The following is a 24,967-nucleotide window of genomic DNA, read 5'->3' on the forward strand; positions in this document are numbered from 1 at the left end:
CAGCCTACCCCGAGGGCGCTGTTCGGCCTGGAACTGCGCCGCAGCCCGGGTATTGTGATGCCCGTGGTGAACTGGTTCTGGAAGCGGAGAACGCCCCGGCGGACGATGACTCTGCGCAGTCGTGGCGATCAGGGGACAGCGACGAAGGTCGACTTCGCCGAGGTCGCGCCCGAGCTCGATCGGTTCCTCGGACAGGCCGCGTATCTGCAGCTCGGCTACTTCGAGACCCTCACCCGCCTCATCCGTGCGACGCCCGAGCTCTCCGAGAAGGAGGCGCTGTCGCGCGCGGCCGGCGCCGCCCTCACCAAGCACAAGGGCATCGTCGACCTTATCGCTGAGCGCGGCGACGATCCCACCCAGCTCATGCTCCCGTTCCGGGAGAACCTCGACGCGTTCCGCCGCAAGACGATCGGCGCGCGTCCGCGCGAGACCCTGCTGTCGGTGTACATCACGGCCGGGATGCTCGACGACTTCTATCTCGCTCTGGCCTCGAGCTACGGCGAGGTGGGGGAGCGCGTGGTCGCGATCCTCAGCGAGGACGACGCGCGTCACGAGATCGTCGCGATCATCCAGGAGACGATCGACGGCGACGGCGAGTGGCGCTCACTGCTGTCGATGTGGGCGCGACGCCTCGTGGGCGACACGATCCTCGTGTGCCGGTCGGCGCTGCGTCAGCCGGAGCTCGCCGCCATGACCGAGGAGCGCGTCGAGCCCGTGTACACGGAACTGATGGGCGCGCACGCCCGCCGCATGGACGCGATGGGCCTCGCGTCCTAGCCGTTCAGATGCCGAGAGCGGCCTTGGCCTCGGCATCCGTCCGCCGACGGATCGCGACGATCAGTGCCGTCGCGATCGCCGCCACGACGACCGCTCCGAGCACACTCGCGAGCCAGAGCAGGATGTTGTCCTCGGCGAGTCCGAGCCACTGCAGCCCTGTGTAGGCGATCGCCGAGACGGCCGTCGCGATCGCCGGGGTGAGCGCCACGCCGCGGAGCTCACGGCCGGGAACCGCGAAGTGCGCGGCGATGCCGAGAGCGCAGGCGCCGATCAGCGCGAGAAGGATGTACATCGCGGCGTCAGGCCACGAAGCCGACGCGGCGGGATTCCTCGGTGCCGAGCTCGATGTAGGCGAGCTGAGCGGTCGGGACGAGGTACGAGTTGCCCTTCACATCGGCGAAGCTCAGGTGCGGCGTGCTCTGCTCCAGGGCCGACGAGACCTGGGTGCGGACCTCGTCCGCGCTCGCCGCGGTCTCGAAGCTGAGCTCGCGGCCGGTGTTGATGATGCCGATGCGGATTTCCACGCGTACTCCCGTTGTCGAGTCGACCATGCTGTGCGCCCAACTCTACCCCGGGCCGATGGGGCGGGTTCGGCCTCCGGGGGCGGTTTCGCCGTGAGCGCACAGGCGGGCGCGCGGGCACGTCGGCGACGATGTCGGCGCACGCGAGTAGCGTGGAGCACATGACTCAGGATGCCGCGCAGACCGCCGTGATCGGGGCTGCGGCGACGGCATCCGGCATCGTGATCGGCGCGCCGGGAACGGGCAAGACCCGAGCACTCATCGACCGCGTCGTGCACCTGCTCGAGGTCGAACGGCTGCGGCCCGAGCAGGTGCTCGTGCTCACATCGAGTCGTCAGGCGGCCACGGCGCTGCGCGACCGGATCGGGGTGCGCATCGGCCAGGCGACACCGGGGCCGCTCGCGCGATCGCTCGGCTCCTTCGCCTTCCAGGTCGTGCGCGGTGCGATGGTGCGGGCGGGCGCGGAGCCGCCGGCCCTGCTCACGGGAGCCGACCAGGATCGACTGATCGCCGAACTGCTCGCGGGTGACACGGAAGATGAACGGATCGACTGGCCGGCGGCGCTGAGCCCCTCGGTGCGGGCCTCGACGGGCTTCCGCTCGGAGCTGCGCGCGTTCCTCGCCGAGTGCGTCGAACTGGGCGCGCACCCGGCGGAGCTGCGCGCCGCCGGAGACCCCGCGTGGACGGCATCCGCCGACTTCCTCGTCGAGTACCGCGAGGTGCTCGACCGCGCTCGTGCGTCCCACCGTGACGCGGCCGATCTGCTCGCCGAGGCCGCGGAGATCCTGCGCACGGCCGATGCGACCACTCTCGGGCCGCTCTCCGCTCTCGGCGTCGTGCTCATCGACGACGCGCAGGAGCTCACGCGCGGCGGCGTCGCGGTGGTCGAGGCATTGCGTGCCCGAGGGACGGCGGTCATCGCGTTCGGCGACCCCGACATCTCGTCGGGAGCCTTCCGCGGCGCGACACCCGAGCTCTTCGCCCAGCTCGCGACCGCGCTCGGTGAGGTGCACGTGCTCGACGAGCCTCACCGCCAGTCGGCGCGGCTCACGACGCTGACCCGCACGATCACGCAGGCGATCGGCGCCGCGGGGCGGGTCGACCACCGGCGGGCTCCCGCGCCGGTGGCGCCCGACGGAGAGCGCATCTCCGCCGTGCGGACGTTCCTCGCCCCCTCGCCGCATGAGGAGCTCGACCGCATCGCCGGCGTCATGCGCGAATGGCATCTCTCCGACGGGGTGCCGTGGGACGCGATGGCGGTGATCGCACACGACACGCGGCAGGTCGCCCAGCTCGAATCCGAGCTCGCGGCGCGGGAGATCCCGACCAGAGCGGCCGGCATCCAGCGTCCGCTCGGCAGCGAGTCGGTCGTGCGCGACATCGTCGGTGTCGTGCGCCTCGCGCTCACGCCACCCGAAGAGCGCACCGCGCAGGAGTGGGAGGACGCCCTGCGCACCCCCTTCGGCGGCATGGACGCGATCGGGCTGCGCAGGCTGCGTGCCCGGCTGCGACACGTCGAGCTCGATCTGGGCGGGTCCACTCCCGCTCGCGAGCTGCTGCGACAGGCGCTCACCGCACCCGACCACTTCACTCTGATCGATGCGCACGAGTCCCGCACGGCCGCGCGCTTCGCGACCGCGATCGCCGAGGTGTCGGCCGCTGCGGCGGAGGGGGAGACGATCCATGACCTCCTCTGGCGCGTCTGGGACCAGGCGCGTGCGGTCGACGGCAGACGCCTGCACGTCGCATGGCGGGAGGCCTCCCTGCAGGCGAGCGGCGCCGAGACGGCTCGCGCCCTGGACGCTCTCGTGTCGCTGTTCGGCGCCGCGAAGCGCTTCGTCGAGCGCACGCCGAACGAGAAGCCGGAGACGTTCGTGCGCGACGTGCTCGACAGCGAGGTGCCGGAGGATTCCCTCTCGAGCCCCGAGCGGCCCGGTCGCGTCACGCTTCTCACACCGGCCACGGCCCTCGCCACCGAGTTCGACGCCGTGGTGGTCGCGGGGGTGCAGGACGGCATCTGGCCCAACGTGCGTCTGCGCGGAGGGCTGCTGCAGACCTGGCGTCTCGCCGACGCCCTGCGAGCCCTGCGCACCGGCGTCGTCGAGGAGCCGCCCGGCGCGCTCGACCGCCGCCGCGCGGCGCTGCACGACGAGTTGCGGCTGTTCGTGCGCGCGGTGTCCCGGCCAAGGGCGCGCCTGCTGATCACGGCCGTCGACGACGACGACATGACGCCGAGTCCCTTCTTCGCCTTCCTGCCGACTCCCGAGCCGCCCGAACTGCACGCGTCGGCGGAACATCCGCTCACCCTGCGCGGCCTCGTCGCCCGTCATCGACGCACTCTCACGACCTCGTCGGCTCCGGCGCGCGCGCACGCCGCCGAGCAGCTCGCGGTCCTCGCCCGCGAGGGCGTCCCGGGTGCCGACACCCGCGACTGGTACGGCGTCGCACAGGCCACGACCGCCGCGCCGCTGCACGATCTCGGGGCAGAATCCGCGCGGGTGTCGCCGTCGCGCATGGAGTCGTTCGAGGAGTGCGAGCTCAACTGGGCGGTGTCGGCTCTCGGCGGCGACACGGTCATGCCGCCGTCCGCCGGCATCGGCACGATCGTGCACGAGGCGATGGAGAAGGTGCCCGACGGAGACCTCGATCGACTGCGCGCCGTGCTGGCCGAGCACTGGCCCGAACTCGACTTCGAGACGGCGTGGATCGGGCGCAAGGAGCGCCGCCGAGCCGACATCTACATCGACCGGCTGCACAGCTACCTCGCCTCGGTGTCCGCCGAGGGCGGGCGTGTGCTGGCGGGCGAGGTCGAGTTCCGATTCGCGGTCGACGTGCCCGACGACGCAGCGGCGGCCTCCGACGTGCACGGCGTGGTCGGTGACGGCGATGCACACCCGCACCGGGCGATCGTGCACGGCTTCATCGACCGCGTCGAGGCATACCCGCCGGGCGCGGGCGAGCACGCCAAGGCCCGAGGTCAGAAATGGACGCGGATGGCCGCTCCCGATGCCGAGCGCGTGGTGGTCGTCGACCTGAAGACCGGGAAGTACGAGCCCGAGAGCGAGCAGAAAGTCGCCGATCACGCTCAGCTCGCCGCATACCAGGTGGCGGTCCAACAGGGCCTGATCGAGGGGGCCGACCCTGCGGCACTGGCCGGGGCACGGCTCGTGCTCGTCGCGAAGACCCTCGCCGGCAGCGACTTCCGCGTCGCGCATCAGCACACGCTCGCGGGCGAGGAACGGGTGCAGTTCCTCCGCCGCATCGCGGATGCCGCGCGCGGCATGTCCGCGTCGAGCTTCACCGCCCACGTCGACGCCCACTGCGCGGACACGCAGTGGCGGGTGCAGCCGTGCCGCATCCACACGGTCGCGGCGGTGAGCGCGTGAGCGCCTGGGACGAGGGAGGGCCGGCGATCTCCGCCCTCGACGTCGCCGCCGCGCTCGGGCTCCCGCCGCCCACCGCGGCGCAGCAGCGCGTGATCGAGGCGCCGCCGACGCCCGCGCTCGTCGTCGCGGGGGCGGGCAGCGGCAAGACCGAGACGATGTCAGGCCGCGTCGTGTGGCTGGTCGCGAACGGGCACGTGCGTCGCGACGAGATCCTCGGACTCACGTTCACCCGCAAGGCCGCGGGAGAGCTGGCTGAGCGGATCGGCGCACGACTCGCGCTCATCGACGAGTACGGTCGTCGCGGTCTGCTCCCGCACCTGCCAGAGATCGTCGCGTCGGGCGCCCTCGAACGCGTCGCCGCCGCCGCAGGCGGACGTCAGCGCGAGGTGGTCCGCACCCATGTGCTCGACGAGCTCGCCGAGCGCTTCGGCACCGCGGGCGAGGCAGCGGCGCCGGCTGTCGAAGACCTCCTGATCCGGCCGAAGGTCTCGACGTACAACGCGTTCGCCGACGGCATCGTCCGCGAGCATGCGGCGCGGATCGGACGGGACTCCGACGTCGCGATGCTCAGCCAGGCTGCATCCTGGATGCTCGCCCGCGACATCGTGCTGCGCGCCGATCTGCCCGAGCTCGAGGAGATCGACCGATCCCTCAACGGCGTCGTCGATGCGGTGCAGCGACTCGCGGGGGACGCCCTGGATCATCGCGTCGACCTCGAGCGCGCCGACCGGATCGCGCTGCGGCAGGCCGAGGCCTTCGCGCCCTATGCCGGCCACGACGAGATCGGAAGACATTCGGCCAACCTCCGGGCACTGCCGGCGCTGACGACCCTGGTGCGCGAGTACATCGCCGAGAAGGAGCGCCGAGGCGTGCTCGATTTCGCCGATCAGGTCAGCGGCGCGTACGACATCGTGGAGTCCTCTCCCGATGTGCGCGAGGAGCTGCGTCAACAGCATCGCGTCGTCCTGCTCGACGAGTACCAGGACACCTCCGTGATCCAGACCCGCTTCCTCGCGGAGCTGTTCCGCGACTCGGCGGTGATGGCGGTGGGCGATCCGCATCAGTCGATCTACGGATGGCGCGGCGCCAGTGCCGACAACCTGCACGCGTTCGGTCGCACCTTCGCCGCGAGCGCACCCGTCGAGAACTACAGCCTGATGACCAGCTGGCGCAACGACCGTCAGGTGCTCGACATCGCGAACGAGGTCCTCGGGCCGCTGCGCCGCGTCGAGCTCGACGTGCCCCCGCTCGAGGCGCGGCCGGGGGCCGGGCCCGGAGCGGTCGACGTGCGCTTCCCGCTCACGGTCGACGAGGAGGCGCACGAGGTCGCGACCTGGTTCGCCGACCGTCGCGCGGCGCACCCTGCGACCGCGTCGCCGCACACGGGGGCGGTGCTGTTCCGGTCGAAGCGCCATATGCAGACCTTCGCGGCGGCGCTGGCCGCGCAGGGGATCCCGCACCGCATCCTCGGTCTCGGCGGACTCCTCTCGACGCCCGAGGTGGTCGATGTCGTGTCCACGCTCCGCGTGCTGCACGATCCGACCGCAGGCTCCGCGCTGATCCGCCTCCTCGTGGGGCCGCGGTTCGCGATCGGCGTCGCCGACATGGCCGCGCTGCAGGATCTCGCCGCCGAGCTTTCGCGCCGTGACACCGGGCTGCTCCCGCTCGACGACGAGCTCCGCCGACGCATCCGGGCCTCACGCGGCGCGGACGAGGCGCTGTCGATCATCGACGCGGTCGACGTGCTCCGCGGACTCAGCGACGACTACCGCCTTCTCGCGGGCATCACGCCGGAGGGGCGCGCGCGCATCAGATCGGCGGGGGAGATGCTCGAGCGGCTCCGTCGCTCGTCGTCGGTCCCGCTGCCCGACCTGCTGCGCCTGATCGAGCTCGAGCTGCGCCTCGACATCGAGCTCGCCGCGAACGAGACGCGGGGCCCGGCGCGGATCGCGGCGACGCAGCTGCGGGCCTTCACCGACGAGGTGCGCGCGTTCCTCGCGGCCGATGAACGGGGCACCGTCTCGAGCCTCCTGGCCTGGCTCGACAAGGCCGAGAGCACCGACGAGCTGATGCCCCGCCCCGAGTCGCCCGAGCCCGGGGTGGTGCAGCTGCTCACGATCCACGGTTCCAAGGGTCTCGAGTGGGATGCCGTCGCCGTCGTGAGGATGGTCGAGGGCGAGCTGCCGTCGCGTCCCACCGACACCGCGGGATGGTTCGGCTTCGGCGTGCTGCCGTTCGCGCTGCGTGGCGACAGCGCCGCGCTGCCGACGTTCACGTGGATCCCGCCGACGGACGAGGAGCCCGATCCGGCGAAGCGGCTCAAGGCCGGGATCGCCTCGCTCACCGGTCGCAGCAAGACCGCACCCGGCGCGCTGACCGTGTTCAAAGACGCCTACCGCGCATATCAACAGGAAGAGGAGCGCCGCCTCGCCTACGTCGCCGTGACCCGCGCTCGTACGGACCTGCTTCTCACCGGTGCGCACTGGGCAGGGCAGAAGCAGCCGAAGTCGCCCAGCCCTTACCTTCTGGAGGCGATCGAGGTGAGCGGTGCACGGACGATCGGCGAGGTCGATCCCGATGACAACCCGTACGAGGGTCCCGGTCAGACCCTCACCTGGCCGATCGATCCGCTGGGCGCCCGACGAGGGGTGGTCGAGGATGCCGCGCGCGCCGTGCACGACGTCGTCGTCGCCGACGCGGTGCCCACCCCCGAACTCGAGCGCCTGTTGGCGGAGCGGGCGGCGCGCGTGCGCGGTACCGATGCCGCGCCGCCCACCCGCGTTCCCGCATCCAGGTTCAAGGACTACGTCACCGACTTCGGCGACACGCTGTCGTCGATCGTGCGTCCCATGCCGGAGCGTCCCTATCGACAGACCAGACTCGGAACGCTCTTCCATGCCTGGGTGGAGCGGCGCAGCGAGTTGGTCGGCGTCGGACAGCGCGTCGACGAGGCGCTGTGGGAGCTCGACGATGACAGCGACTCATCGTCCGGCGGGGAGACGGCGGAGGTCTCGCCGACGGATGCCGCCGATCTCGCGACGCTGCAAGACACCTTCGAGCGGAGCGAGTGGGGCGCCCGGCGTCCGATCGCCGTGGAGATCGAGATCGACTTCGTGCTCGGGGGCGGCCTCGATGCCGTGAGCGCCGAGGAACGGCACATCGTGATCTGCAAGCTCGATGCCGTCTACCGTCGCGACGATCGCGAGGGACGCATCGAGATCGTGGACTGGAAGACCGGCGCGGCACCGCGTTCGCCGAAGGAGCGGGAGGAGCGGATGCTGCAGCTCGCGCTGTACCGCCTCGCGTATCACCGCCGTTTCGGCGTCCCGCTCGACGAGATCGACGTGGCCCTGTACTACGTGGCCGACGACCTCGTGATCCGCGGCGACCGCGTCTACTCGGAGTCCGAGCTCCTCCAGCGCTGGAGTGCGGCGCGCGCAGCCCGCTGAGCCTCCTCCTCGGGAGAGTGCTCGTCGTCGTCGGTGTCGTCGCGGTTCGCGTCCTGCCGGTCGTCGCTCGCGGGTGTGGCGTCTGCGCGACCGCCTCGCACGCTCGACAGATCTTCCGTCTCCAGACCGCCGACCTCGAGTCGGCGAGCGGCCTCGTTCGCGGCGTCGGTCAGGTCGTGCGTGCCCTCGTCGTCGGGCGATGCGGCGGCGGTGTCGGCATCGTCGTCGTGCCACAGTTCGTTCGGGTTGTAGGCGTCGGTCTGCATCGACGTGTCGGCACCGGATGACGCGGATTCGGGAACGCGGTCGAGCGCATCCATGGCGGAGTCGACGGCGTCGCCGCGTGCGGCGATCACGGTGAGATCGTCGGCGTGCAGCCCCTCGGCCAGCGCCTCGAGCAGAGCCGCCGCGTCGTCGACGATGTCGCTGCGGCGCAGCGAGTCGCCGTGCACGAGCCAGCGTGCGAACTCGAGCTCGGCGAGCAGACGGGCGCGCACCTCGAGTGCGGGATCGGGCACGCGGTCGGCGGTTCGCGCGTACGACGCGTGCACATCGTCGGCCGCGTCGGGCGCGGCGGACAGCCACGACAGGTCCAGGGCCGGGTCGCCGACCGACAGGGCGTGCCAGCCGAGGAGTCCGGTCACCTCGGGGCCGCGCTCGTCGTCGTCGCGGAACAGGAACGACGTCGACTGCACGCCGCCGAGCACGACCGTCGACTCGAAGCGCCAGAGATCGTCGTCCGCGACGGCCTCGCGCCAGCGGACGGTGAGCCTCGCGGGCACCCGGCCGGTCGCTGCAGCGGTGTCGACGAGGCGGGCGAGCTCGTCGCGACTCTCCTGCGCCGAGCGGGTGAGCAGTCCGGCGCCGCGCACGACCGAGGTGGGCAGCGCGTGCACTGCCGCGATCGCCGCGCCCATCGACTCCGCCGCGCCGCGCCCGGCGGGCACGTGAGCCGCCTCGATCTGGAAGCCGGGGAGGAGGCCGGTCACGAGGGCTCGGGCCTCGCCGAGACGTGTCTCGCCGATGTACTCGGGGGCCGAGAACGGCAGCATGGCGCGCGCACCGGCGGTCAGCGCGCGCAGGGCGAGAGCCTCGGCGGCGAGCTCGCGCGCGGTCTCATCGTCGTCGGCGACGCGGATCGCGAGCTCCCTGCCGTCGGCGAGCGATGCGACCGCGGAGTCGAACCGGCCGTCGCCGTCGGCGTTCAGCGGGCGGGCCCCCGTCACCTCCGCTCCGGGCAGTGCGGCCGTCACCGCCGCGGCTAGAGTGAAAGGAGAGCGTCCCATACCCCCAGGGTAGGTGGGCGCGGGGGCCGTCCCGCCTCCGCCACGCCCGTGAGAGAGGAGTCGATGACCACGATGCGCGCGTCCTTCGATCGTGCGGCCGACCTGCGGGCCGAGACCGGGGTGATCGACCGTCTGCGGGCCGAACCCACGACGACGGTGATCGCGGTCCGCGACGGACGCGTGCGCATCGACGGCGACGACCTCGGTCACGCGACGCTCCTGCGCGTCGCCGCCGGCGCGATCGGAGAGGCGACGTGGGCCCTGCTCGGGCGTGACGCGCGAGGCGACGCCGTGCTGCTCGCCGCGCTCGACGCCGAGAGCGACACCGTCGACACGGCTCCCGACGAGACCTGGCTCGGACTCCGCGACATCGGTGCTCGTCTGGGCACGGAGGACTCCGAGATCCTCGTCGAGGCTCTCGCACTGGGCGGGTGGCTGAACGATGCGCGGTTCTGCCCCACGTGCGGCGGCGGCACCGAGCTGCTGCAGGCCGGGTGGTCGCGGCGGTGCCTCGTCTGCGGACGCGAGCACTTCCCGCGCACCGATCCCGCGGTCATCGTGGCGATCGAGAGCGCCGACGGCGAGCGGTTGCTGCTCGGGGCCAACGCGAACTGGGGCGGACGCATGTACTCGTGCTTCGCCGGCTTCACCGAGGCGGGGGAGTCGCTCGAGACGACCGTCCACCGTGAACTCGCGGAGGAGGCCGGCGTGCGCCTCGCCTCTCTGCGCTACGTCTCGTCGCAGCCGTGGCCGTTCCCGCGGTCGCTGATGCTGGGGTTCCGGGCCGTCGCGGAGGACGAGCACGAGGTGCGTCCCGACGGCGAGGAGATCATCGACGTCCGCTGGTTCACCCGGGCGGAGATCGGCACGGCGCTCGCGGGCGACGGGCCTGTCGGACTGCCGGGGCCGGCATCCATCGCCCGGTCGCTGATCACATCCTGGTACGAGGAGGGCGCGTGAGCGCGCTCGACGCGCTCGACGATCGGCAGCGGGAGGCGGCATCCGTGTTGCGTGGCCCCGTCGCAGTGCTCGCGGGGGCCGGCACCGGCAAGACCCGCGTCATCACGCACCGCATCGCGCACGGCGTCGACACGGGGGCCTACAGTCCCTCGCGGGTCATGGCGGTGACGTTCACCGCGAAGGCCGCAGGCGAGCTGCGCGGTCGGCTGCGCGCGCTCGGCGTCGAGGGCGTGGCCGCCCGGACGTTCCACGCGGCGGCGCTCGCGCAACTGAACTTCTTCTGGCCCACGCTCGCCGGGGCGCCGGCGCCGTCGATCATCGACAACAAGGTGCGGATGCTCGGGCAGGCCGCCGACGCCATGCGGCTGCGCCCCAGCACGGCGACGCTGCGCGACATCGCCTCCGAGATCGAGTGGCGCAAGGTCTCGATGCTGTCGGTCGATCAGCACGCGGCGCTGGGGCGGGCGGTGAGCGGGGTCGACGCCACGCAGCTCGCCGAGCTCCAGCAGCGCTACGAGGCGCTCAAAGACGAGCGGCACCAGCTCGACTTCGAGGACGTGCTTCTCGCGTGCGCCGGGATGCTGGAGGCCGAGCCTCGTGTCGCGGCGTCCGTGCACGAGCAGTATCGGCACTTCACGGTCGACGAGTTCCAAGACGTCTCACCGTTGCAGAACCGCCTTCTCGAGCTGTGGCTGGGCGACCGACGCGACATCTGCGTCGTGGGCGACGCGAGCCAGACGATATACTCCTTCGCGGGTGCGGAGCAGCGGTTTCTGCTCGAGTTCGAGCGACGGCATCCCGATGCCACGGTGGTGCGCCTCGAGACGAACTACCGTTCGCAGGCGCCGATCCTCGCGGCGGCGAATGCGCTCATGCACGGCAGACCGGGCGCGCTCGAACTCGTCCCCGCCCGCGAGACGTTCTCGGCGGACGCCCCCACCGTCACGGCGTACGACAGCGAGCGCGAGGAGGCGGAGGGGATAGCAGCCGCCGTCGCCGCGCAGATCGACGCAGGCGCCTCGCCCGCCGACATCGCCGTGCTGTATCGGGCCCACGCCCAGTCCGCGGTGCTGCAGCAGGCGCTCGCCGGCCGCGGCATCGCGACCTCGGTGCTCGGCGGCACGCGGTTCTTCGCGATGCCGGAGGTGCGGCAGGCGATCCTCGCGCTGCGCGCGGCGGCGGTCGCCCCCACCGAGCACGGCTTCCTGCCCGGGGTGCAGCGGGTGCTCCGAGAGCTCGGGCTCACGGAGGAGCCTCCCGCCGCCGGTGGAGCCCAGCGCGACGGATGGGAGGCGCGACGGGCGATCCTGCGTCTCGCCGAGGAAGCGGCGCCGGGCGAGGGGCTGCGGTCGTTCAGCGACGCGCTCATGGCACGGGCCAAGGACCAGCACGAGCCGACCATGCGCACGGTGACCCTGTCGACCCTGCATGCGGCCAAGGGCCTCGAATGGCCGCACGTGCATCTCGCGGGATGGGCCGAAGGGGCGCTGCCGATCTCCTACGCGACCGGCTTCGACGCGATCGACGAGGAACGGCGTCTCGCGTACGTCGGGGTCACGCGGGCCGCGCGTACGCTGTCGCTCTCGTGGTCGCGGGCGGCCGGGCGAGGCGAACGGGCTCCGTCGCGCTTCCTCGCGGAGATCGGGACGACAGGTCGCGGCACCGGCATTCTGCGTGAAACGGGACCGGGCGCCGCGCGTGGCGCCCGTCGCGGCTGATCTCGACGGCCGCGCCGCCGGCGCTGTCCTCGGCGAGCAGCAGCGCCACGGCGGTCGCCGCCTCGGCGATGCGCGCGGCGCTGATCGGTCCGGCCGGTCGTCCGATGAGCTGGGCGTGCATGCGGGGCCAGGCGGGGTCGCGGTCTCTGGCGTGTGCGTCGCGGCAGGTCAGACAGGGGGACTCGCCCGGTACCACGAGCGGTCCGATCGTCGAACGGCCCTGCTCGAAGGCGACCGGCAGATGCGCGGTGTCCTCGCGAAGATAGCGGGCGAACTCGATCGCGGCGGCGGCGCCTTCGACGAGGACGACCCCGATGTCGCCGGGGTCCGTGCGGACGCCCGCCGCGACGTCCTCGTCGAGCAGCGCCTCGCGCATGCGGTACGCGCAGCGTCCGTCTCGTACGTCGAGGCTCTCGACCCAGGCGGCACGCGGTGTGGGACGGTCGTCCAGCAGCAGCGGCTCGAGACGCGCGAGCAGAGCCCGCGCATCGCTGCGGGGTGCGCCGGCCGCGTGCGCGATGACGTCGAACGATGCGCGGCGGAATCCCGTGGCCATGCGCACGAGCAGCCGTTCGACCCACGGCTCGGTCGCGGCGATGCGCAGGGTGCCCTCGATGCCGATCTGCAGCGTCTCCCCGTCGCGCCACAGGAGCGGCACGGCGGGATCGAGGCGGGTGATGACCTTGGGAGTGAGCGGCGGCATCCCTCGATTGTGCGGATGCAGGACGCACGTCGGAGCGGCGGATGCCGGATCCGTGGACAACTCGGCCCCGTCGCCGCCCTGGGGAGGAGAGGTGCCGAGCCGTCCGCCGCGAGAGGGGTCAGACCGGCCTGTCTCCGCCCGGCGCGTCGTCGGCGTCGGGGTCGTCCGTCGTGTCCTCCTCGGCGCCCGAGAAGTCGTCACCGTCGAGCAGGCGGGCCAGGGCCTCGTCGAACTCGTCGGCCACCGGCTGCTCGCCGCGCGCCGTCGCCTGGAGTCGCGCCACCAGCGCGGTCGGGTCGTCGATGTCCTCGGCGGTCGGCATGAGGTCGGGGTAGTCCCAGAGCGCGTCGCGGTCGGATGCTCCCACCGCGTCCGTCACGGCCTGCCACATCGCGGAAGCCTCTCGCAGTCGCCGGGGTCGCAGCTTGAGTCCGACCAGGGCACCGAGCGCATCCTCCGCCGGCCCGCCCACTGCGCGACGGCGTCGGGCGGCCTCGGCGAGTCGCGCTCCGTCGGGAAGACGGGCCGTGGCCTGCGCGGTCACGACGTCGACCCAGCCGTCGATCGTCGCGACGAGGTTCTCGAGCCGGGCGAGCGCCTCGCGCTGGGTCTCGCTCTGCGCGGGCAGAAGCGCCCCGCCCTCGATCGCCGCGCGCAGCTCCTCGGGGTTCGAGGGGTCGAGGCGACTCGCGACGTCCTCGAGCGCGTCGACGTCGACGGTCACTCCCCGGGCGAAGTCGGTGATCTGCGCCATGACGTGCAGGTGCAGCCACTTCGCATGGCGATACAGCCGTGCGTAGGCGAGCTCGCGCGTCGCGAGGTACAGCGCGATCTGGTCGTCGGGGATCTCCAGCCCCTCGCCGAACGCCGCGAGGTTCTGCGGGATCACGGCGGCGGTGCCGGCCGGAAGCACGGGGATGCCGACGTCTCCGCCCGAGACCACCTCGAGCGAGAGGTTGCCCAGCACCTGGCCGAACTGGGCCGCGAAGACCGAACCGCCGAGGCCGCGCATGAGCTTGCCCGCCCCCTGCACGATGCCGCGCATCTCCTCGGGCACCTGCGTGTCGAGTGCGCTCGTGAGTGCGTCGGCGATGCTCGTCGACACGGGACCGGCGATCTCCTTCCACACGGGCAGCGTCGCCTCGACCCATTCGCCGCGAGTCATGGCCCTGGGCGCCTCGGCCAGCTCCGAGATGGTCGTCGCCTCGCCGAGCCAGAGGTTCGCGAGGGCGAACGCGTCGGCGAGAGAGGTGCGCGAGCCGTCGGAGATGCCGAGGCCGTCGCGGTTCGCGATGTGCAGAGCCTGACGCAGCGAGTTCTCCCACGGATCCGCGCCGCCGAAAGCGCCCTGCAGCTGCGCCATGATCGTCTGCATCATGGCGGGGTCGAGCTGCAGCCCGTCCATGCCCGCGAAGGCGTTCTGCAGGGCCTCCGGGTCGATGTCGCCGGCGCCCTGGCCGGCCATCATTCGTCGGAGGAACTCCTGGAAGTCCTCGGGGGTCGGGTCGTTGTCTGCCATCGCGATCGCCTCTCAGCACGTCTGAAGCCGTGGCATCTACGCTAGTCACAGGAACGGCCGTGAGTCCCCGAACGAGGGCGGATCGCTGTACGCCGCCCGCGAACGACGGAGGAACCCTGTGGATCGAACCCGGTCTGTGAAGCTCGGACTGGGAGTGTGGGCGCTGGTCGTCGCGCTGATCGCGCTCGTGGTGCTCACCTTCCTCCCCACGCCGTACGTGATCCAGCGTCCGGGTCCCGTGTACGACACCCTCGGCACCGCAGCGGGCGCCGACGGCGAGCAGGTGCCGCTGATCAAGGTCGAGGGCGCGGAGACCTACGAGACCGGGGGAGCGCTCGACCTCACCACCGTGCAGGTGGTGGGCAACCGCGAGCGCACGCCCAGCTGGTTCGAGCTCGCTCTCGCGTGGGCCGACTCCTCGCGCGCCGTCGTGCCGATCGACTCGGTGTTCCCGCAGGGGCAGACGACCGAGGAGCGCGACGAGCGCAACGCGACGCTGATGGTCGACTCGCAGCACGAGGCGACCGCCGCGGCCCTGAACGAGCTCGGCTACGACACCGGCGCGCAGGTCACGGTCGTCGACGTCGTCGAGGACGCGCCGGCCGAGGGGGCGCTCGAGCCGGAGGACGTCATCACCGCGGTCGACGGCACCGCCGTCACCTCCGCCACACAGCTGCGCGAGGCGATCCAGGATGCCGGGGGAGCCGCGGTCACGCTGTCGGTGCTGCGCGCCGGCGCCGAGACGTCCGTCGACGTGACTCCCCAGGAGAGCACCGAGGGCGGCGTCACCACCTGGCTGATCGGCGTCACGCTGCGCACCGACTACGAGTTCGAGATCGACGTGACCCTGCAGCTCGACAACGTCGGCGGGCCGAGCGCCGGAATGATGTTCGCGCTCGGCATCATCGACACGCTCACCCCCGGTGAGCTCAACGGCGGCGAGAACGTGGCCGGCACCGGCACGATCGACGCCGAGGGGACCGTGGGGCCGATCGGCGGCATCCGTCAGAAGCTGTACGGCGCGCGTGATGCGGGGGCCGCCTACTTCCTCGCTCCGCAGTCGAACTGCGATGAGGTGGTCGGGCATGTCCCCGACGGTCTGACGGTCATCAGCACCGCGACGCTCGAGGAGTCCCTCGACGCCCTCGAGGTGATCGCCGACGGCGGTGACGTCTCGGCGCTGCCGACGTGCGAGCTCGCCGCCGCGAAGTGAGCGTCGTGACCTCGCCGTGACCGGGATGACAGCCGCAGCACAGTAAGGCATGCCTAGGATGGAAGGGTGACCTCGACTTCTGCACCGAACCCGGCCACTCCTCGAACCTCGCGAAGAATCTTCGGCATCTCGCTGGCGATCATCGCCGCATTGATCGCGGCGTTCTTCGTCTTCGCCTCACTGTTCACGGAGTTCCTCTGGTTCGACCAGCTCGGCTTCTCGCGCGTGCTGACGACGCAGTGGATCGCGACCGCGGTCATGTTCGTCATCGGGTTCCTCGGCATGGCCGTGCCGCTCTTCGTCGCGATCCAGCTCGCCTACCGCCTGCGCCCGGTCTACGTGCGATTGAGCTCGCAGCTCGACCGCTACCAGGAGGTCATCGAGCCGCTGCGACGCCTCGCGATGTGGGGCATGCCGATCTTCTTCGGCCTGTTCGCGGGCTTCTCGGCCGCGAGCCAGTGGAAGACCGTCTGGATGTGGTTCAACGGCGTCGCGACCGACACGGTCGACCCGCAGTTCGGCCTCGACACCGGCTTCTACCTGTTCGCGATGCCGTTCTACTCGATCCTCCTGGCCTTCGTGTCGGCGGTCCTGCTGCTCACGCTGATCGTCACGGCCCTCGTGTCGTACCTGTACGGCTCGGTGCGCATCGGCCAGGGCGAGCTGCGAATCTCGAAGCCCGCGCGCATCCAGCTCGCGGTGATCGCCGGTCTCTACCTGCTGGTGCAGGCCGCGAGCCTGTGGCTCGACCGGTACAAGACGCTCGTCTCGCCCGATGACCGCATCGTCGGCCCGGCGTACACGGGTGTGAACGCCACGATCCCCGGTCTCGCGATCCTCGCGATCATCGCGGCCCTCGTCGCGATCCTCTTCTTCGTCACGGCGGTCATCGGCCGCTGGCGCTTCCCGCTCGCCGCCACCGCGCTGCTCATCATCGCCTCGCTCGTGGTGGGCGTCGGATACCCGTGGGCGGTCACGACGTTCCAGGTGCGCCCGAACCAGAACGCCTACCAGGCCGAGTACTACCAGAAGAACATCGACGGCACGAAGGAGGCGTACGGCGTCGCCGATCTCGAGACGACGCCGTTCGAGGCCGAGACCGATGCCGAGGCCGGTCAGCTCCGTGCCGACGCCGAGACCACGGCGTCCATCCGCATCGTCGACCCGGCCGTAATCAGCCCGACCGTCCGTCAGCTCGAGCAGTACCGCGGCTACTACCAGTTCCAGGAGAACATGGACGTCGACCGCTATGAGATCGACGGCGTGATGCAGGACACCGTGGTGTCGGTCCGCGACCTCGACATGAACGGCGTCGACGTCACCAACTGGAACAACCGCGCCGCGGTCTACACGCACGGCTACGGCCTCGTGGCCGCCGCCGGCAACCAGCGCACGAGCGACGGCGAGCCCGTCTTCCTCGAGCGGGGCATCCCCTCGGCCGGCTTCCTGACCGACCAGGAGAACTTCGAGCCGCGTGTGTACTTCGGCGAGAACTCGCCCGAGTACTCGATCGTCGGTGCGCCGGAGGGCGCGGATCCCGTCGAGATCGACTACCCGCGCGGCAAGGACGGCTCGAGCGAGACCAAGACGACGTTCGACGGCGACGGCGGTCCGACGATCGGCAGCACGTTCACGAAGCTGCTGTACGCGCTGAAGTTCCAGTCGGAGCAGATCCTGTTCTCGAACCTCGTGAACGAGGACTCGCAGATCCTGTACGACCGCGACCCCAAGACGCGCGTGCAGAAGGTCGCCCCGTACCTCGAGCTCGACAGCGACCCGTACCCCAGCGTGGTCGACGGCCGCATCGTCTGGATCATCGACGGATACACGACGAGCTCGACGTACCCGTACTCGACGAGCGTGAGCCTGTCGGACGCGATCGCGGACTCCAACGTCCCGTCGCCGACGCTGGCGATCGACGAGATCAACTACATCCGCAACTCGGTCAAGGCGACCGTCGACGCCTACGACGGCAAGGTCACCCTGTACGCCTGGGACGACCAGGACCCGGTGCTGCAGACCTGGCAGAAGATCTACCCGTCGACCCTCAAGCCGGTCAGCGAGATGTCGGGCGATCTCATGAGCCACGTGCGGTACCCGACCGACCTGTTCAAGGTGCAGCGCGAGATGCTCGGCATCTACCACATCGACACGGCCGGCTCGTTCGCGCAGCAGGACAACCGTTGGCAGACGCCGAACGACCCGCGCAGCGACTCGGTGCTGCAGCCGCCGTACTACCTGACCATGCAGATGCCAGGTCAGGACTCCCCGCGCTTCTCGATGTTCTCGACGTTCATCCCGAGCGCCTCGGGCAGCGGCGGAAACCGCGACGTGCTGATGGGCTACCTCGCGGTCGACTCGGATGCCGGGTCGGAGGCCGGCGTCAAGGCCGAGGGCTACGGTCAACTGCGGATGCTGGAGATCGACACCGACACCACGGTTCCCGGTCCCGGCCAGGTGCAGAACACGTACAACTCGGACACCTCGGTCGTGCCACAGCTCAACCTGCTGCAACAGGGTGAGTCGGAGGTGCTGTACGGAAACCTCCTGACGCTCCCCGTCGGCGGCGGTCTGCTGTACGTCCAGCCGGTGTACGTCCAGTCGTCCGAGGGAACGAAGCTGCCTCGTCTGCAGAAGGTCCTGGTGGCCTTCGGCGACAAGGTCGCGTTCGAGGACACACTGACCGCGGCGCTCGACACGCTGTTCGGCGGCGACTCCGGTGCGACCGGCGGAGACGACCAGGTCGAGCCGACGCCCGACCCGGACACGGGTGAGGTGCCCACCGAGCCGACGACGCCGACGGATGCCGAGGCCGACGCCCTCGCAGACGCGCAGCAGGCGCTGCTCGACCGCGACGCCGCGCTCAAGTCCGGCGACCTGACGGCCTTCGCCGAGGCCGACAAGCGCCTCACCGACGCCGTGAACATCCTCCTCGAACTCGAGGGCGCGAGCTCGGGGGAGTAAGCGCTCCGACACCATGACGACAGGGCGTCCCTCCGGGGGCGCCCTGTCGTCGTCTTCGCTGCCGTGCCCCGCATGGCAGACTGGAGGGGTGACCTCCACCAGGAAGCCTGCCGTCGTCCGCGGCCTCGTCGCTTCCTCGGTCGCCATCTTCGTCGCGCTGGCCGGTCACGTGTCCGGCGGCGGTGCCATGCCGGGAGCCCTCGGCATCCTCGTCCCCTGGATGCTCTCGTTCGCGGCCTGCGTGCTCCTCGCCGGCAGGCGCCTGTCGCTGATCCGGCTCGCGCTGTCGGTCGGTGTCAGTCAGTTCCTGTTCCACACGCTGTTCGTGCTGGGCACGATCACACCGTCCGGCGCCGCGGCGCCGCACGTGCACGGTGCCCCGCTCGTGCTCCCCGCCGTGGCGGGCGCGACGGGCGCCGTCGTCGCCGACGGCGGTATGTGGGTCGGTCACCTCATCGCCGCACTCGTCACGGTCGCCGCGCTCCACCGCGGTGAACGGCTCGCGCTCGCGCTGTACGCTCTCGCCGCGCAGGCGGTGCGCTGGGTCCGTCGTCGCGTCGACGTCGTGCTCACGCGCCCCGCTCTTCCGCGCGTCGGCGCGCCGCGGGCCGTGTGCGCCCTCGTGCCGTCCGCCGGCTCTGCGCTCCTCGCGACGCTCCGCGGACGCGCCCCGCCGCTCTCTCCTGCGATCTGATCCCCTCCCGCCTCCGGCCGCCACAGGCCGCGACGGCGGTGTCGCCGTGTGCGCTCGCGCCCGGCATCCGAACGCAGTCACGACGTCGCGCGTCGACGTCCGACGAGAGGTCCTTCTTCATGTCCCCATTCCGCAGAACTGCGGCGGGGGTGATCGTGGCGGCTGTCGCCGTGCTCGCGATCGCGTCCCCCCGCGTCCGCTCACGACCAGCTGGTCGCCAGCACCCCCGGCGACGGCGAGCAACTGGCGGCGGCCCCGACGAGCGTCTCGATGACGTTCTCGGGCGAACTCCTGGTGCTCGACGAATCGGCCTCCGGCGCCGTCGTGCTCGTGGTCGACGAGTCCGGAGACGACTGGGTCGATGGACCCGTCACGGTCGCCGGCAGCACGGTCACGGTGGCCCTGCAGCCCGACATGCCCGTCGCGGGCTACCAGGTGCGCTGGCAGGTCGTGTCGGAGGACGGACACCCGATCTCGGGCGTGATCCCCTTCACGATCGGGGATGCCGAGCCGTTCGTCCTCTCCGCAGCAGCACCTGCGGAGAGCGGGGACGCGTCGGAGACCGCGACACCGGATCAGCTCGCCGATGAGACGGGCGGGGTCGTCCGCACCCTGCTCGTCGCTGGAGGCGGTGCGGCACTGGCCGCGGCCGTCTTCATTCTGTATCGATTCCTCCGTCGTCCTCGGACGGCAGCCGCCTCGCCGGAATCCGGCGCCGCGGCCGATGATCTCTGAAAGGCATCATCATGAACACCAGCACCATTCGCACGAACAGCATCGCACCGGTCACCCGCCTCGTCGGGGTCGTCTCGATCGCCCTCCTGGCGCTCACGGGATGCGCCGCCGCGGACGCGCCCGCCGAATCGGAACCCGTCGTCGCGGGCGACGTCGTCACGATCGACGACGCGTGGGTCAAGTCCGCAGAGGACGGGATGTCGGCGGCCTTCGGCGTGCTCTCCAACGACGGCGACGACGACGTGACGGTCGTGACGGTGACCTCGGAGGCCTCGAGCATGCTCGAGCTCCACGAGACCGTCGAGAACGAGTCCGGCGAGATGGTCATGCGGGAGATCGACGGCGGGTTCGTGATCCCCGCCGGCGGCACGCTCGCGCTCGAGCCCGGCGCGAACCACATCATGCTCATGGATCTCGCAGCACCGCTCCGCGCGGGCGACGAGGCGACGTTCACGCTCACGTTCTCCGACGACTCGACGTACGAGTTCACCGCGCCGGTGAAGGACTACTCGGGTGCGAACGAGAACTACGAGTCGGGCGACGAGCACGAGGGCATGGATCACTGATGGGCGCGCCCGCTGAGGGCGCACGCACCCGTCGCGTCGGCGCGACCCGGCGGCAGTTCCTCCTCGGAGGGGCTGTCGCCGGCGTCGGCGCCGTCGCGGCGGTCGGTGCGGACCTCGCGCTCGATCTACCGGATCCCGCTCCCGCTGCCGCACCGCCCATGAACGGCGAGGGCACGGTGCCCTTCTACGGAGTGCACCAGGCCGGCATCGACACGGCGGCCCAGGCGCACGGCGTGTTCGCGGCGCTCGACCTGCACGCCGACGTCGACCGGGAGGCGCTCGTGCGGCTGCTGCGCATCCTCACGGATGATGCGGCACGGCTGACTCAGGGGCGGGCGGCGCTCGCCGACTCCGAGCCCGAGCTCGCTCAGTCTCCGGCCCACCTGACCGTGACCTTCGGGTTCGGGCCGGGACTCGTGGCGCGGGCCGGGGGAGCGACGCCGACGTGGCTCGCGCCCCTTCCGGCGTTCCGGGTCGATCGACTGCGCCCGGAGTTCTCGGACGGCGACCTGCTGCTGCAGATCGCCGGCGACGACCCGCTCACGGTCGCGCACGCGACGCGCATGCTGTTGAAGGATGCCAGGGGCTTCGCCGATCTGCGGTGGACGCAGCAGGGCTTCCGCCGCGCCTATGGCACGGAGCGTCCTGGGACGACCATGCGCAACCTGTTCGGTCAGGTCGACGGGACCACGAACCCCGAGCCCGGCACCGCCGACTTCGAGCGTGTCGTCTGGGCGGAGGACGGCTGGCTCGCCGGTGGCACGGGCATGGTGGTGCGGCGCATCCGCATGGACCTCGACAAGTGGGACCGCCTGGACCGCAGCGGACGCGACGCCTCGGTGGGGCGCACGCTCGCGAACGGCGCGCCGCTGACCGGCGCCGAGGAGTTCGACGAGCCAGACTTCGAGGCGACGACAGCGATCGGATTCCCGGTGATCCCGCAGTTCGCGCACATCCGCAGGGCGCGCGGCGACGGAACCGAGCGCATCTTCCGGAGGGCGTACAACTACGACGAGCGTCCCACAGGCGCCGGGGTGTCGGAGTCGGGACTGATCTTCGTATCGTTCCAGGCCGACATCGACCGGCAGTTCACGCCCATGCAGCAGCGTCTCGATGAGCTCGACCTCCTGAACGAGTGGACGGTGCCGATCGGCTCGGCGGTGTTCGCGATCCCGCCGGGATGCCGGGAGGGAGGCTTCATCGGAGAGTCGCTGCTCGGGTGAGTGCGGTGGGTGCCATCGGCTCGCACGATGGCACCCACAGGCTCTGTGGGATGAGCCGATGCCCCGGCGGGCCTACTGTGGCTGCATGGTCGTTCCTGTCTCCCGTGCCCTCGACGCGGTCGCCGTCAGCCCTGTCATCGAGATCGGCGACCTCGACGGCAATCTCCGACGCCTCGGCGCGGCCCTCGACGGTTTCGGCGATGAGACCCCGCGGCTCGTGGTGTTGCCCGAGCTGGCGACGAGCGGATACGTGTTCGCCGATCGTGCGGAGGCGCAGGAGCTGGCGATCACGCGTGACGACCCTCGGCTCGTCGCACTCGGATCGCGTCTGGGGGCGAACACGATCGCGGTCGTCGGATTCGCGGAGCTCGACGGCGACGACCTCTACAACTCCGCGGCCGTGCTCACGCACTCCGGCATCCTCGCGGTCTACCGCAAATCGCACCTGTGGGCGGAGGAGAAGCTCGTCTTCACGCCAGGGACGGATGCCGGGATGCTGGTCGACACCTCGATCGGACGCCTGGGCGTCGCCATCTGCTACGACAACGAGTTCCCGGAGATCCCGCGGGCTCTCGCCCTTGGCGGCGCGGAGATCCTCGCGCTCCCCGTGAACTGGCCGCTCGTGCCGCGCCCGGAGGGCGAGCGCGCCCCCGAGACGATCCAGGCGATGGCGTCGGCACGGTCCTCGCGACTGCCGACCGTGATCTCCGATCGACGCGGGGCCGAGCGCGGGGTTCCGTGGACGGGTGGCACGGCCGTGATCGACGGTTCGGGGTGGGTCGTGGCCGAGGAGCGCGACGGCGTCGCCGCGGCCTCCGTGACGATCACGTCCGATAAGGTCGTCGGCCCGCACAACGACCTGTTCGCCGACCGGCGGCCCGACCTCTACCGCGCGCACGAGTCGTCCTGACCGCATCCATCGGCGTGATCGTCGTGCGCTCCGGGCGGGGAAGCGAAAGGCCCCCGATCGGGATTTCTCCTGATCGGGGGCCTTTCTTGTGTCGCATTCTCGTTGCGGGGACAGGATTTGAACCTGCGACCTCCGGGTTATGAGCCCGGCGAGCTACCGAACTGCTCCACCCCGCGGCACAAGGAATAACTTATCACGGTTGTCGGGGGTGCGCGAATCGAGGCCGCGGTACGCGACGCCTGGGCGTGTCGTGGGGGAGGATGAGTGCATGACCTCCGCCGTGCCCGTCGCCGTCTGCCAGTTCGCGCCGACCTCCTCGCGAGAGGGGAACCTCGAGCGCCTCGCGGTGCTCACGGCCGAGGCGGCGGCCCGGGGAGCGCGACTCGTCGTGTTCCCCGAGTACTCCAGCTACTTCGTCGACCCGATGGACGAGACCCTCGCCGCGAACGCGGAACCGCTCGACGGCGCGTTCGTCACGACGCTGACGGCGCTCGCCGCAGAGCACAGCGTGGTGATCGTCGCCGGGCTCGCGGAGCAGGCGTCGGATGCGGGTCACGTGCGCAACACGCTCGTCGCCGTGCGCGGCGACGGCATCCTCGCGACCTACCGCAAGCAGCATCTGTACGACGCGTTCGGCCAGACCGAGTCCGACTGGGTCGAGCCGGGAGAGGTCGGCGAGGCGACGACGTTCGAGGTGGCCGGGATGCGGTTCGGTCTGATGACCTGCTACGACCTGCGCTTCCCCGAGGTCGCGCGCACCCTCATGGATGCCGGGGCCGACGCGCTCGTCATCCCGGCCGAGTGGGTGCGCGGTCCGCTCAAGGAGCACCATTGGACCACCCTGCTCGCGGCGCGGGCGATCGAGAACACCGCCTACGTCATCGCCGCGGACCACCCCACGCCGATCGGCGTCGGGCACTCGCAGATTATCGACCCGCAGGGCGTCGTGCTGGCGGGTGTCGGCGTCGCGGAAGGCATTGCGATCGGGGTGGTCGAGCGTGCGGCGATCGACCGCGTGCGCGCGACGAACCCCTCGTTGCGCGTGCGCCGCTATCGCGTCGTCCCGCGCTGAGCGTCGGCTCCGGTCAGAAGCCGGCTGCGAGACGCGCCGCGGCCTCCTCGAGCACCTCGACGCGCTTGCAGGCCGCGAACCGCACGAGCCCGGCGTAGTCGCCGCGGTTCCCGGCCGACACGAAGGCCGTGAGCGGTATCGCCACGACACCCGCGCGCTCGGGCAGCGTGCGGCAGCAGTCCGCAGCATCGGCCGCGCCGAGCGCCGTCGCGTCCGCGACCGTGAAGTACCCGCCCTGCGGTGCGAAGACCGTGAAACCGGCCGCTCGCAGTCCGTCGCCCAGGATCGCGTGCTTGCGCGCCAAGGCAGCGGCGGCGCCGGTGAAGTACTCGTCGTCGAGTCGGAGTCCGACGGCGACGGCAGGCTGGAACGGCGAGCCGTTCACATACGTCAGGTACTGCTTGACCGTGAGCACGGCCGTGATGAGATCGGCAGGCCCGTGCACCCATCCGATCTTCCAGCCCGTGGTCGAGAACGTCTTGCCGGCCGAGGAGATCGTGAGAGTGCGCTCAGCGGCTCCCGGCAGAGTCGCGATCGGCGTGTGCGGCGCGTGGAACGACAGGTGCTCGTACACCTCGTCGGTCACGATGATCGCGTCGTGTCGCTGCGCGAGACGAACGACCTCTTCGAGCACGGAAGGGTCGAACACCGTGCCGGTCGGGTTGTGCGGGTCGTTCACGAGGATGATCCGCGTGCGGTCAGTGACCGCGTCCGCGAGCGCGTCGAGATCGGGCTGGAAGTCCGGCGCGCGCAGCGGCACCGTGCGCAGACGGGCTCCCGCGAGAGCCACGGCCGCCGCGTACGAGTCGTAGTAGGGCTCGAACACCACGACCTCGTCGTCGGGGCCGTCGATCAGCGCCAGCAGCGTCGCGGTGAGCGCCTCGGTCGCTCCGGCGGTCACGACGACTTCGCGATCCGGATCGACGACGAGTCCGTAGAACCGCCGCTGATGCTCGCTGATCGCCGCCAGCAGATCGGGGATGCCGCGACCCGGCGGGTACTGGTTCGCGCCGTGCGCGATCGCGGATCGGGCCGCCTCCAGGACGGCGGCAGGGCCGTCCTCGTCGGGGAAGCCCTGGCCGAGATTGATCGCCCCCGTCCGAGCCGCTGCCGCCGACATCTCTGCGAAGATGGTGGGCGCGACGGTCTCGTCCGGGCCGAGGAGTCCGGCTCCCGCTGCCGTGCGTCGCCATGCGCCGGGGATGACACTCATGAAGAACAGGCTAAGGCCATAGCCGAAACTCATCTTCGACATACGAAACGCACAGATA

General features: G+C 71.1%; 18 protein-coding genes and 1 tRNA gene. 13 read left to right on the top strand and 6 right to left on the bottom strand.

Annotated elements, in window-relative coordinates:
• Positions 1-63: 63 nt before the first annotated feature.
• Positions 64-777: a ferritin-like fold-containing protein gene (locus ACIPYT_RS10245; RefSeq protein WP_401073293.1), complete on the top strand. Its 714-nt coding sequence runs from the start codon at positions 64-66 to the stop codon at positions 775-777.
• 4 nt (positions 778-781) lie between these two features.
• On the opposite strand, the gene ACIPYT_RS10250 is transcribed toward ACIPYT_RS10245, so the two are convergent.
• Both ACIPYT_RS10250 and ACIPYT_RS10255 read right to left on the bottom strand, forming a co-directional pair.
• A complete protein-coding gene (locus tag ACIPYT_RS10250; RefSeq protein ID WP_401073296.1) occupies positions 782-1,069 on the bottom strand; it encodes a hypothetical protein in 288 nt (95 codons plus the stop codon).
• A gap of 7 nt (positions 1,070-1,076) precedes the next feature.
• Positions 1,077-1,301 carry a DUF3107 domain-containing protein gene (locus ACIPYT_RS10255; RefSeq protein WP_401073298.1) on the bottom strand — a complete coding sequence of 75 codons (225 nt, stop codon included), beginning with the start codon at positions 1,299-1,301 and terminating at the stop codon, positions 1,077-1,079.
• 158 nt (positions 1,302-1,459) lie between these two features.
• On the opposite strand from ACIPYT_RS10255, the gene ACIPYT_RS10260 reads away from it, so the two are divergent.
• Both ACIPYT_RS10260 and ACIPYT_RS10265 read left to right on the top strand, forming a co-directional pair.
• Entirely contained in the window at positions 1,460-4,684 is a 3,225-nt protein-coding gene (locus tag ACIPYT_RS10260) for a UvrD-helicase domain-containing protein (protein WP_401073301.1), read from the top strand.
• Positions 4,681-8,133, top strand: a complete 3,453-nt coding sequence (locus ACIPYT_RS10265) for a UvrD-helicase domain-containing protein (protein ID WP_401073303.1) — start codon at positions 4,681-4,683, stop codon at positions 8,131-8,133. Before ACIPYT_RS10260 ends, ACIPYT_RS10265 begins: the two co-directional genes overlap by 4 nt.
• Here ACIPYT_RS10265 and ACIPYT_RS10270 read toward each other — a convergent pair.
• On the bottom strand, positions 8,079-9,419 hold the full coding sequence (locus ACIPYT_RS10270; RefSeq protein ID WP_401073305.1) for a hypothetical protein: 1,341 nt from the start codon (positions 9,417-9,419) through the stop codon (positions 8,079-8,081). The genes ACIPYT_RS10265 and ACIPYT_RS10270 overlap by 55 nt on opposite strands.
• A 63-nt stretch (positions 9,420-9,482) precedes the next feature.
• On the opposite strand from ACIPYT_RS10270, the gene nudC reads away from it, so the two are divergent.
• Both nudC and ACIPYT_RS10280 read left to right on the top strand, forming a co-directional pair.
• On the top strand, positions 9,483-10,379 hold the full coding sequence (nudC, locus tag ACIPYT_RS10275) for an NAD(+) diphosphatase (RefSeq protein ID WP_401073308.1): 897 nt from the start codon (positions 9,483-9,485) through the stop codon (positions 10,377-10,379).
• Positions 10,376-12,097 carry an ATP-dependent helicase gene (locus ACIPYT_RS10280; RefSeq protein WP_401073311.1) on the top strand — a complete coding sequence of 574 codons (1,722 nt, stop codon included), beginning with the start codon at positions 10,376-10,378 and terminating at the stop codon, positions 12,095-12,097. Before nudC ends, ACIPYT_RS10280 begins: the two co-directional genes overlap by 4 nt.
• 821 nt (positions 12,098-12,918) lie before the next feature.
• Here ACIPYT_RS10280 and ACIPYT_RS10285 read toward each other — a convergent pair.
• Positions 12,919-14,319: a zinc-dependent metalloprotease gene (locus tag ACIPYT_RS10285; protein ID WP_401073313.1), complete on the bottom strand. Its 1,401-nt coding sequence runs from the start codon at positions 14,317-14,319 to the stop codon at positions 12,919-12,921.
• 118 nt (positions 14,320-14,437) lie between these two features.
• Between ACIPYT_RS10285 and ACIPYT_RS10290 the strand changes: the two genes are divergently transcribed.
• The 7 genes from ACIPYT_RS10290 (at position 14,438) to ACIPYT_RS10320 (ending at position 22,624) form a co-directional block, all read left to right on the top strand.
• The gene (locus ACIPYT_RS10290) at positions 14,438-15,532 is read left to right on the top strand and encodes a PDZ domain-containing protein (RefSeq protein WP_401073316.1); all 1,095 of its coding nucleotides are present in this window, start codon (positions 14,438-14,440) and stop codon (positions 15,530-15,532) included.
• A gap of 66 nt (positions 15,533-15,598) precedes the next feature.
• Positions 15,599-18,496 carry a UPF0182 family protein gene (locus ACIPYT_RS10295; protein WP_401073318.1) on the top strand — a complete coding sequence of 966 codons (2,898 nt, stop codon included), beginning with the start codon at positions 15,599-15,601 and terminating at the stop codon, positions 18,494-18,496.
• Between the two features lie 88 nt (positions 18,497-18,584).
• On the top strand, positions 18,585-19,190 hold the full coding sequence (locus tag ACIPYT_RS10300) for a hypothetical protein (protein ID WP_401073321.1): 606 nt from the start codon (positions 18,585-18,587) through the stop codon (positions 19,188-19,190).
• 210 nt (positions 19,191-19,400) lie between these two features.
• A complete protein-coding gene (locus tag ACIPYT_RS10305) occupies positions 19,401-19,925 on the top strand; it encodes a copper resistance protein CopC (protein ID WP_401074805.1) in 525 nt (174 codons plus the stop codon).
• An 11-nt stretch (positions 19,926-19,936) separates the two neighbouring features.
• Positions 19,937-20,491 carry a copper chaperone PCu(A)C gene (locus tag ACIPYT_RS10310; protein WP_401073323.1) on the top strand — a complete coding sequence of 185 codons (555 nt, stop codon included), beginning with the start codon at positions 19,937-19,939 and terminating at the stop codon, positions 20,489-20,491.
• Positions 20,491-21,714, top strand: coding sequence for a Dyp-type peroxidase (locus ACIPYT_RS10315; RefSeq protein ID WP_401073326.1), 1,224 nt, complete (start codon positions 20,491-20,493; stop codon positions 21,712-21,714). Before ACIPYT_RS10310 ends, ACIPYT_RS10315 begins: the two co-directional genes overlap by 1 nt.
• An 85-nt stretch (positions 21,715-21,799) precedes the next feature.
• Complete coding sequence (locus ACIPYT_RS10320; RefSeq protein ID WP_401073329.1) at positions 21,800-22,624, top strand: nitrilase-related carbon-nitrogen hydrolase; 825 nt, start codon at positions 21,800-21,802, stop codon at positions 22,622-22,624.
• A 102-nt stretch (positions 22,625-22,726) separates the two neighbouring features.
• Here the strand turns inward: ACIPYT_RS10320 and ACIPYT_RS10325 are convergent.
• Positions 22,727-22,800: transfer RNA gene (locus ACIPYT_RS10325), tRNA-Met, on the bottom strand.
• A gap of 92 nt (positions 22,801-22,892) precedes the next feature.
• Here ACIPYT_RS10325 and ACIPYT_RS10330 point away from each other — a divergent pair.
• Complete coding sequence (locus ACIPYT_RS10330) at positions 22,893-23,696, top strand: carbon-nitrogen hydrolase family protein (RefSeq protein WP_401073331.1); 804 nt, start codon at positions 22,893-22,895, stop codon at positions 23,694-23,696.
• 13 nt (positions 23,697-23,709) lie between these two features.
• Here ACIPYT_RS10330 and ACIPYT_RS10335 read toward each other — a convergent pair whose 3' ends face one another.
• On the bottom strand, positions 23,710-24,909 hold the full coding sequence (locus ACIPYT_RS10335; RefSeq protein WP_401073334.1) for an aminotransferase class I/II-fold pyridoxal phosphate-dependent enzyme: 1,200 nt from the start codon (positions 24,907-24,909) through the stop codon (positions 23,710-23,712).
• Between the last annotated feature and the right edge of the window lie 58 nt (positions 24,910-24,967).

The sequence above is a fragment of the Microbacterium sp. NPDC089695 genome, from assembly GCF_044749085.1.
Taxonomy (GTDB): Bacteria; Actinomycetota; Actinomycetes; order Actinomycetales; family Microbacteriaceae; genus Microbacterium.